The following is a 9,550-nucleotide window of genomic DNA, read 5'->3' as shown; positions in this document are numbered from 1 at the left end:
TTTTTAACGACACAACCAAATATATCTTGCTTTCTTTCAATCAACATTGAAATCTAAAGGATGAAATCCTGCGAATAGACGAGCTTGCGTGAGGAAATTAAATCATACCGAGGGAGTTGAACGGAAACAGGGAGCAGTTGCCGCGGCAACTGCTCCCTGTTTAGAATGTATTGGCGGTCGCCTACGACTCAGCTCATACGTCCTAAGATGCACCCAATTCAACATCTTTCGTCTAGCTTATGATTTTGCAACAAGATAAGAGGCTACTTCCGCCAACCGCGACGCATAACCCCATTCGTTATCGTACCAAGTAGCGACAGACAATAGCTCACCTTGTACTTGGGTTAAAGGCAAGTCAATAATTGAAGAATGGGGATCAGCTACGATGCGGGACGAGGCCCATTCCCCTTCCAAAACATCAAGAACGCCCTTTAATTGGCCTTCTCTGGCAGCTTCTCGAAACATATCGTTAATCTCTTGAACGGTGCATCGTTTTTCCGTTATCAAATTAAGTTCTGCGATGCTCCCGGTACGGGTCGGAATACGGTAGGCTTTGCCTGTGATTTGCAGATCATTCCAAATGAATTTCAGAGCCTTCGCTGCACCTGAGGATGATGGAATAATATTCTCGGCTGCTGCCCATGAATCCCGACGGTCCTTCATCGGCTGATCTGTCAACGATTGCGTGTTCGTATACGAGTGTACTGTCGAGAATAAGCCGTATTGAATACCATAGTTTTCTCTGACCAATTTGACTACCGGTGCAAGTGCATTGGTCGTGCAACTCGCCATGCTAATAATTTTATGCTTTTCTGGATCGAAGCTTTCTAAGTTAATCCCTTTAAGAAGTACTGCGTCGCAATCTTCTAAGGTTTTGCTCGGGCCGCTGACAAGCACTCTTTTGGCGCCTCGCTCCAAATGCAGTTCAGCTACTGATCGCGTAACGGCTCGTCCGGTACAATCAATGACCAACTCAACGCCTAACTCACCCCAATTCGGCAATTCAGCGGCCGAATTCAAATAACGAATCTCCCGATCGCCAATTACGATTGCGCCTTCTTGAGCAGATACTTTCTCATGCCAACGCTTGTAATTTGTATCCACCTCAAAAAGTGCGGCAAGCGTAGCTTCGTCTTTAATATCCGAGATGGAAAAAGGGACAAACAAATTTTGTTGCAACGCCGCCCGAAGGAGCTGTCTTCCGATACGACCAAATCCAAATAGCGCAATTTTACCCATAATAGCCTCCATTATTTATTCGATTAATTATTATCCTTACTACTCATTAAGCCGTTGTACCTGATTAATCCATTGCACGAACGATTGAACATAACGCTGCAAATATTTGCGAGTCGATTCATCCGTGAGTTTACGGGTAATGGAATCAATCTTGTCCGTGATTTGAGAAATATACATTTTTTGAGCCGGCATCACATAGGACTGGGTGGCATCTAAGGTTTGCCTGATTTGCTGCTGCGAAAGAATCGTCCCTTTTACGCCTGGTGTTGCACCTATCACACCTGCTGGCTTATTAATTAAGACGGCTGATTTGGTAGGTGTCGATGCCCAGTCCAGAGCGTTTTTCAGTACGCCCGGTATGCCTGAGTTGTACTCCGGGCTAACTATAAGAATGCCATCCGTTTTTCGAATCGCTTCGCGATAATGCTTGACTGGATCTGGCCCTTCTCCCAGATCCAAATCCGCATTATAGAGAGGAAGATCGGCAATCGATATGTATTCAAATTCTGCGGAATCTACAAGTTCTGGAATCGAATTCGCAATCATTTGATTAAAAGAGTTTTCCCTCAAACTTCCTACAATAATCCCTATTCTTTTTGACATTAGCCAACCTCCGAAATTCATTCTCATACAATCATATAGTACTTTTCATACTAGCTATATCACTTCATGAAAATACCTTAAAATACGTATTCTTAATTTTAAGATATATGGCAAGAGTTATTGATTATTAGCTGCTTTTTTATCAATAAGCTTTTTAGGCGTAACATCGTTCCCTTCTTTATCCATAACGGACACACTCAGAAGCGTAGTTGTGAGTTGCCCGCGTAAAATCTGTAAATACTGCGTCCGAAGCGCTGCTTGTTCCGCTTTCTCAGTATCAGATAGACCTGATCCTCGCTCAAATCTGCTCAGTTCATTAATACGGTTCAAAATTGGAATCATTCCCATTACCTCCTTGAAGTCATTTAGATAATGTCTTAAAATCATTTATCTTAATTTAAAGATACACGAATTTAAGATAATTGTCAATAGCTTAATTTGACCTCGCGACCAGTAGTACGATGCGCTGCCCAGCAAAAAAAAGCCTACAAAGACCAGATTAGCCTAAGCTACCCATGTCTTTGCAAGCTGCTGATACTGCTACCGCTGAATCCCGATCGTAACGATCTCGCAAGGACCCACTGGCAACGTCAAGCCGCCGTCTGCTTTAACGGTCAAACGCTCGCCTTGTATCTCCAAAATCGTGCTCTTATAGAAATTCCGCTGGGGAAGTTGCGTGCTGACCTTAACCTCGCCATGCTGTGAACGCATGTTGTACCAACGAAGCAGCACATCACCTGATGCTTCATTCATTTTCATCGAGGATAAAGCCAGACCTTCACCTTCCCATTGGAAAGGAGCAAATGTCGAAGTGATTCGGCCATAATGGATGCCGGTTTGTGCCATTGTCCAAGGAATTTGGAACTGGTATGCAGCCGTATAAGCCTCGTATTGTGCGCCTTCACCAGTATGCGGGAAGATTGCCAATCGAACCGTATGTTCACCCAGACACTGAGCCTCCGGAGTCGGGAACAAGCCCCAATCGCCGAGTTCGCCAACTGCGCGCAGAAGCGTAACGGCGATCGTATTTCGCCCATCGCGCAGAACTTCGTACTCGTTCAATCCGAGATTGGCAACGACCAAGCCCGCCCCCGCTTCGCTGACATCCACGAATGCCTGTTGATGCTGCGTATTGCTTGGGTTTTCCCACTCTGCCGCTGGCGTATTATCGCGTTGCACGACTTCAAACATCGAATCAACATGATGCGTTTGCGCAGTCAGATCAGTTGGGAATAACATCCGAAGACGATGATCCTTCGCCTGATTGTTGAAGGATGACTCGATCTCTACCCCTTGTCCGCTTCGGCTCAAGCTAACCACTGTGCGAATCCGCATCGGAATCATGCGCGTTGAACGCTGTGCTCGGCGATGCGGATAGTAAACCAAGTCACGCTGTTCAACTTCCAGCATGTCGTCGCCTGACGCGGGAATTTCCCACTCATGGACGATTTCGAAGGAAGCCTGGTAGGCTGTATCTTGGAGCACACGGATTTGAGCTTGCAATCCGCTCGTTGTTAGCGGCTTTTCGCCATCCGGTTGGCGGAACATATACTCGTTGCCGATATCTCCGGTATTCTCGTACACACCCAAATCCCGGTACGTGCGGCCGTTCTTCTTATCCGTCAGCGTGAATGAACCGTTATCCGCGATTTCAATCTTGATCGCTGCATTTTCCATGACCCGCTCATTTGCGAACAAAGAGGAATCAGCCAATTCTGCTTCCTTCTTCACCCATGCATAAGTCTTCAAACCTAAAGCCGGAACGTTGTCGGCTTCGAACGTCAATCTCACTTTCCGGCACATATACGGCTGACGGAACTTGTCTTCCGGCAAATCGTATCCGAATTGCAAGCCAAGATCCTCGACTGTGCATGGGATAGACTGGGAAGAAGCATCCACGAGTGCTCGTCCTGTAATATCCGCCGCTTTGACAAAAGCGCTTGCTTCTTCCAGTGTATAGCCATCTCGGAAATAGAGGCGTAAAGCATCCATTTCGATCGTTACAACCCCCGAGCGTTCCCAACCCGACGTATTAAACACGACTACGGGCAGAGCGCTTTCGCCCGCCAGCGTAAAGTCAGACGTATCGATCGCGTCCGCAATAGCTTGCTTGCTGTCATCGATAATGGCTTCAGCAACATGGCGGCTTTTATCGAAGCGCGTGACCATTTCACGGTGCACTTCGTCCACCGAGCAGCCGCAGATACTGTCATGCGGATGGTTTTGCATTAAGGTTTTCCAGGCGTAAGTGAACAGATGATGCGGGTACTTCTCCCCGACTTTGAGGACATGGGCGAATGCCGCAAGAGGCTCTGCCACTTTCTCCAGCATCGCTTGTCCGAGCTGATTCATCTGTTTCAAATACACACGTGCCGAAGCCGTATTGACGAGTGTAGACCATCCGTCCGTCCGCTGGCTGCGAAGTTCACCTTTAACCGTCGAAAGTTCCTGCTTGCCTGAACGCTGAACGGCCGCTAGGTAATCGTTAAAATTCGAATGAACAAAGGTTGTATCCGGGAAAAGCTCACTCGCAGCGCCAATCGCTTCCGGCAGATCCAACTGAACAGGCTGATGATCGCAACCATTCATGAAAAGCAATTCGCCAGTTGAAGCGTATTTCTCTGCGTCAGCCAGTTTGCGTTCCCAATAGGCTTTTGCTTCTTCCTTATCAACGGGAATCTCATTGCCATTGGAATACCAGTTGGCAAAAAGAATGCCCAGCACCTGGGAGCCATCTGGCCCCTCCCAAACCAACTCCGAGAAGGAGGATTCAAAATCACCGTCGGAGACTGTATTGTTGAAACCTGTCGGCTTCACCCCTCGGCCGAATAAAGCATTCGTGATGCCCGACTGCTGCATCAATTGCGGCGTCTGCCCGACTAAGCCGAATGTGTCGGGAAAATAACCGATTTTCGAAACATCCCCATACGCTTTCGCATCTTGATGTCCAATTTGCATATTACGGACATTGGCTTCGCCGCTCGTTAAGAAGGCATCCTGCAAAATATACCAAGGTCCGATGAGGATACGGCCATCCCGAATTAATTTGCTTAGGCGATCCTTTTGTTCAGGTCTGACCTGCAAGTAATCCTCCAGAATAATCGTCTGACCATCGAGAAAGAAACTGCGATAATTCGCATCTTGATCCATTTTATCTAATAACGTATCTACGAGTTTAACGAGTCGCACGTGGTGCTTCTCATAAGGTAAATACCACTCCCGATCCCAATGGGTATGGGAGATGATATGAGCCGTTCGCTTGGTACTCATGGGTTAGCTCCTTTCAATATGGACTTCATCTGGGCGGTAAATGGAAATCACTTGCCCTAGCTTATCTGCGGCAAAGAGCACGGAACGCTCTTTCTCTAGAGTGAAAGTATATGTCGTATCACTAACGGTATCCCGAACTTTTATTGTCACATCCCAGGCAAACTCGGAAACAAATACATATAAGAAACCGTCCTTGAACCGCATCTTTCTTCCGTATATCCCCGCAATATCGCCTTGAAGCCACTGCAATCCGCTGCTGCATCCCGCAGCATTCACGGCATATCGGTAAAGTGCCGCTACGGTGTCCATCCGGTCATTTACTTCCACTGGCAGCGGACTCCAAATCAATCGGCCATTGCCTAAAGGAAGATCAACAACGCGATCTCCACCAGCATTTGACTTCGCTGCACCACCGCCAACACGCACTTCTTTCAACGTTTCAGCAATTCGGCGTCGCCCATAGGAAACAGGGTGCAATGTGCCTTCCAGCTCAAGCATTTCTTCACGGCGTACATTATGAAGTTCTGCATGACCAAGCTCACCCTCGAGACGCGCCTTTTGCTTCCAGTACGCGTCAAGACTGATTGGACCTGTAGCAAGCAATGTCGCACCTGTGCGCTTCACAATATCGATCAGCGTATTCCATGCTTGTTCATCCAAATTATGGGCGCTTGGGAGCAAAATCAGCTTCGCCGGCTGCTGCTCTAACGCCTCCAAATGATATTCCGATGCCGCGCGGAACGGCAGCTTCATCTCGTATGACAGCACGCGAGTCATAGACGTCGTTGCATCGAACGCCAATTTCCGATTGGAGAAATCGTTGGAATAAGGGAATACAGCCACGATATCTTCCAGCTCCCGCTCTTGGAACAGGTCTCTGATCTCGGCCATAAAGCGGCCGAATTCATAAGAAACATCCGCTTCCGGTTTCTCTGTCCCATCAGCCCGAAGCGCTCCGATGTGCGATTCGTTCGCGTTATCCATATAGAAATTGGTGTTCCAAATCCAATGAATAGCTCCTGCGCCTCCCGTTGCAAAAGCGTAAGCATATTTGCGCTCCAACATACTGCGCAGTTCGATCTCCGAACGTTTCGCTCTTCCATCCGGGGTTTCTACATACATAATGCCAGTCTCTTGAATGACATTCGGTTTATGGGCAGTTTTGGCAAAGATGCCATCCCACACGAGGTTATCGTTCAACCACCAGGAATGGACCGTTGTGTAATCTACCGCTTCTTCATAGAAAAGCGGTGAAGGACGCTGCGCGCCAAGCGCTTCATCCTGGCCAACGACAACGAGATGCCCAGGCACGATTTCTTTGATTGTGTCGTATAGCTGTTTGGCCCATTGGTTGTGCATCTCCATCGAGAATAAGCAATAATCGAGCCAGCGTGTCCCCTTTTTCGCCCGGTGCATATCCTGCACGTCGAAATTGATGTCAGCCGCTTCCGGAATGACTGCCGCTTCAAAACTCGGCAGTTGCAGTGGTGTCATATTCCAGCGTTCTTGCAGCAGTTCGATGTGCTCATGACGCTGCTTAAGCCACGTAATGAAAGCTTCTTTCTCATACTTGTCCCGACTGGAACGAGGTCCATCCGAGAAAATCTGAGCGGGATCGAACATCGATGGCTCGTTAATCAGGTCCCAATCCACATGGGTTGTCTCCCCATGTCGGGAAACGATGGAGCGGATAAATCGCTTCTGAGCTTCCACACTTTGCGGATCGAGATAGGGATTAACCCCTTCCCAAGTTTCAGGTGTGAAAGAGAAGAAGGTGAACGTGACCTGCAGTTGATGCTTCTTGGCCGTCAGGAGGAACGCATCGATGGCTCTCAATACTTCTTCCGAAGCATGGCCATCCACCTGCATGATATTGCGGTACGCAGTCCAAATACCCGTACGAATCCAATTAATGCCTGCTTTGGCCATTTGGGCCATATCCCGATCCCAGACATCACTATTCGGCAGGAATAAAAATTTGCGAGCCACATCAGACGTCATGTACGTCATGCCAACTACGGGCAATGGACGTCCATCCTTGATGAAATAATCACGTCCGCTAGTGATGGGCTGACCTTCTCCGAGCAGTTCTGCATCGTGCCCCCAGAATCCTTGACGAAGTAAGCGAAGCTCGCCATCCTCTGAAACTGCTTTGCACGTTACGCGATACAAACCACGTTGTATATCAAGCGGTACGGGAATACGCACCACATTGAACTCTTTGTTGACTCCAACCGTTAAACGATGCGTCCAGGCATCTTGTGTACCTGTTTCATGTTCGACACGAAGATCCAGTGTCCACGCCTTAGCAGCATCTTTACTCCCGATAAGTTGTGTCTGAATCGTCAGCATCGCGCGCTCGCCTGGTTCATAGCTGGCATAATTCGGCTTGATCCACAGCTCGGTCACACCGCTTGCACAGAATTTCGCCCATTGAACCAAACTCTGTGCACCGCCTTCGCTCCAAAACGAGGGACTCAGCGGTACATTGACGAACATCCAACGCGAACCGATGAACGCACCTCGCGAATTTTCCCATAGGACGACAGGAGCCGCTACTTCACGGCCTGTCTTGCCGATACTTTTCAACAGCGGATAAATCTGCGTGCTCATCGTACCCGCCGCGCCCATCTGATGAGGCAAATCACTGTCTCGCGTCGTATGGGGCACCATATTCCAAGTATCGGCAAGCGCGAATAGGGATTCTTGTCCTTGCAACAGCGGTAGCGTTTCTGACGTGCTATAGGAACGAAATGGCGTACCTTCAACTTGTAGAATTTCATGAATATGCAGCTGCTGGTGGTAGCCCGTCTGCTCAGATTCCACTTGCCAATTCTCATCTTCCCAGCGGACAGGGTGCTTGAAAGCTGCGCCGCCAACACTAAGCAAGCCGCCACCTCGCTGCAAGAACGCTAAAATCTCAATCCAAGCAGCTTTCGGAAAATAGGGCGCATGCAAATTGACGAAACATCCCCCGACTGCAGACCGTAGTGCCTCTCCCAGTGTATGAGCACCTACCACAACCGCCCCTTGCGCCGTCAATTGCTCAACTTGTACATCGCTAAACGAACTGCTCGGGAATCCAGGCTCATGGAATATAAGGACCGGACGACTCATAGAAGACCATCCTTCATCGCTTGATAAACCAATTGTGAGAACAGGCTGTTCGACCACGCAAACCATTTGCGCGTGAAAATCGTTGGGTCATCGACATGAAAACCTTCATGCATGAATCCCGTATCCGCATCTGTCGCTTCCAGCATCGCGATCATCTCAAGCTTCTCTTCCGCCGTCGACGCCGTAATGCCTTGCATGGACAGAGCCATATGCCAAATGTAGTCGTCCGGCGTATGCGGACTGCCGATGCCTCGCGCCACCTTGCCTTCAAAATAAAATGGGTTCTCTTTGCTAAGCGCAAAACGTCTTGTATTTTGATAAATAGGATCGTCCGCGCTCACATAGCCCAAGTAAGGAATTGACATAAGACCGGGCGTCCCAGCATCATCCATCAGGCAGTAATTGCCGAAGCCGTCCGTTTCATACGCATAAATGGGACCAAATGTCGGATGGCGATAAATCCCATATAATTGAATACCGTGATCAATGTCCGCTTCGAGCGCTTTGAGTTGTGCAAGGAAATCCATGTCCCGGAATACCCATTCCGCGAATTCTTGCATATGACGTAGGGCTACTACCGCGAACATATTCGCTGGTATGTTGTAATGAAAGTCACACGCATCGTCACTGGAACGGAAGCCTGACCATACCATCCCTGTATAATTCACAGGCATGCCCAACCCGTTATTGCGTAGAGAATCGGTTGGTATCCCGTTATTGCGGGTAAAGCGGTAAGGTGACTTTTCAAAGTGATGCTGCTCGGTTAGGAACAACTCATAAATCTTAACCATCGCTGCTTTAAAGCCAGCATCAAAGATATCCGTCAATTCGGTTTCTTTCCAATACGCATAAGCCAGACGCATCGAGAAGCACAAGGAATCGAGCTCGAATTTACGTTCCCACACCCATGGGGACATCTCTGTTTGGTCTGCTTTGTTCCAGTGCCAGTCATTGGCCGACTCATTAAACGCATTCGCATAAGGATCAATATGAATGTATTGCATATGACGTTTAATTAATCCACTAATAATGCGCTGAAGATCCCTATCTTCTTTGGCAAAAGGCACATAATGCATGACCTGTTCGACAGAATCACGCAGCCAGGACGCCGGAATATCTCCCGTGATGACAAACGTGGTGCCATCTGGCATCAGTTTAGTTGTTGTTTCTAAAGTATTTGGAAAACAATTTTTAAATAATTGCAGTAGTTTAGGACGATGTGCCAGCTTTTCTTCGGCTTCCAACAAGACATCTTGAATGGCTTGGGGCAGTTCCAGCTTAGGCATCGGAATTTTGGGCAGTCTGAATTGTTCCACGGTAA

At 48.3% G+C, this 9,550-nt stretch carries 6 protein-coding genes; all 6 read right to left on the bottom strand.

Going from position 1 to position 9,550, the window contains the following annotated elements; translation table 11 throughout:
- Positions 1–237: 237 nt before the first annotated feature.
- Complete coding sequence (locus HQN88_RS32615) at positions 238–1,239, bottom strand: type I glyceraldehyde-3-phosphate dehydrogenase (protein ID WP_173120152.1); 1,002 nt, start codon at positions 1,237–1,239, stop codon at positions 238–240.
- 39 nt (positions 1,240–1,278) lie between these two features.
- Positions 1,279–1,842: an NADPH-dependent FMN reductase gene (locus tag HQN88_RS32610; protein ID WP_173120150.1), complete on the bottom strand. Its 564-nt coding sequence runs from the start codon at positions 1,840–1,842 to the stop codon at positions 1,279–1,281.
- A gap of 117 nt (positions 1,843–1,959) precedes the next feature.
- A complete protein-coding gene (locus HQN88_RS32605) occupies positions 1,960–2,184 on the bottom strand; it encodes a DUF896 domain-containing protein (protein ID WP_173120148.1) in 225 nt (74 codons plus the stop codon).
- A 198-nt stretch (positions 2,185–2,382) separates the two neighbouring features.
- Positions 2,383–5,112 carry an alpha-mannosidase gene (locus tag HQN88_RS32600; RefSeq protein ID WP_173120146.1) on the bottom strand — a complete coding sequence of 910 codons (2,730 nt, stop codon included), beginning with the start codon at positions 5,110–5,112 and terminating at the stop codon, positions 2,383–2,385.
- A gap of 3 nt (positions 5,113–5,115) precedes the next feature.
- Complete coding sequence (locus tag HQN88_RS32595) at positions 5,116–8,229, bottom strand: beta-galactosidase (protein ID WP_173120144.1); 3,114 nt, start codon at positions 8,227–8,229, stop codon at positions 5,116–5,118.
- On the bottom strand, positions 8,226–9,545 hold the full coding sequence (locus HQN88_RS32590) for a glycoside hydrolase family 125 protein (RefSeq protein WP_173120142.1): 1,320 nt from the start codon (positions 9,543–9,545) through the stop codon (positions 8,226–8,228). Before HQN88_RS32590 ends, HQN88_RS32595 begins: the two co-directional genes overlap by 4 nt.
- Positions 9,546–9,550: the final 5 nt, after the last annotated feature.

Origin of the sequence: Paenibacillus qinlingensis (assembly GCF_013204845.1) — a bacterium.
GTDB classification, from domain to species: Bacteria; Bacillota; Bacilli; order Paenibacillales; family NBRC-103111; genus Paenibacillus_E; species Paenibacillus_E qinlingensis.
The sequence above is the reverse complement of the archived record's forward strand: the minus strand, read 5'-3'. Positions and strand labels throughout refer to the sequence as shown.

What these genes read in the sequence shown, in the direction of transcription:
- HQN88_RS32610 (WP_173120150.1), bottom strand. Translation starts at nt 1,842, where the DNA reads ATGTCAAAAAGAATAGGGATTATTGTAGGAAGTTTGAGGGAAAACTCT.
- HQN88_RS32595 (WP_173120144.1), bottom strand. Translation starts at nt 8,229, where the DNA reads ATGAGTCGTCCGGTCCTTATATTCCATGAGCCTGGATTCCCGAGCAGT.
- HQN88_RS32605 (WP_173120148.1), bottom strand. Translation starts at nt 2,184, where the DNA reads ATGATTCCAATTTTGAACCGTATTAATGAACTGAGCAGATTTGAGCGA.
- HQN88_RS32600 (WP_173120146.1), bottom strand. Translation starts at nt 5,112, where the DNA reads ATGAGTACCAAGCGAACGGCTCATATCATCTCCCATACCCATTGGGAT.
- HQN88_RS32615 (WP_173120152.1), bottom strand. Translation starts at nt 1,239, where the DNA reads ATGGGTAAAATTGCGCTATTTGGATTTGGTCGTATCGGAAGACAGCTC.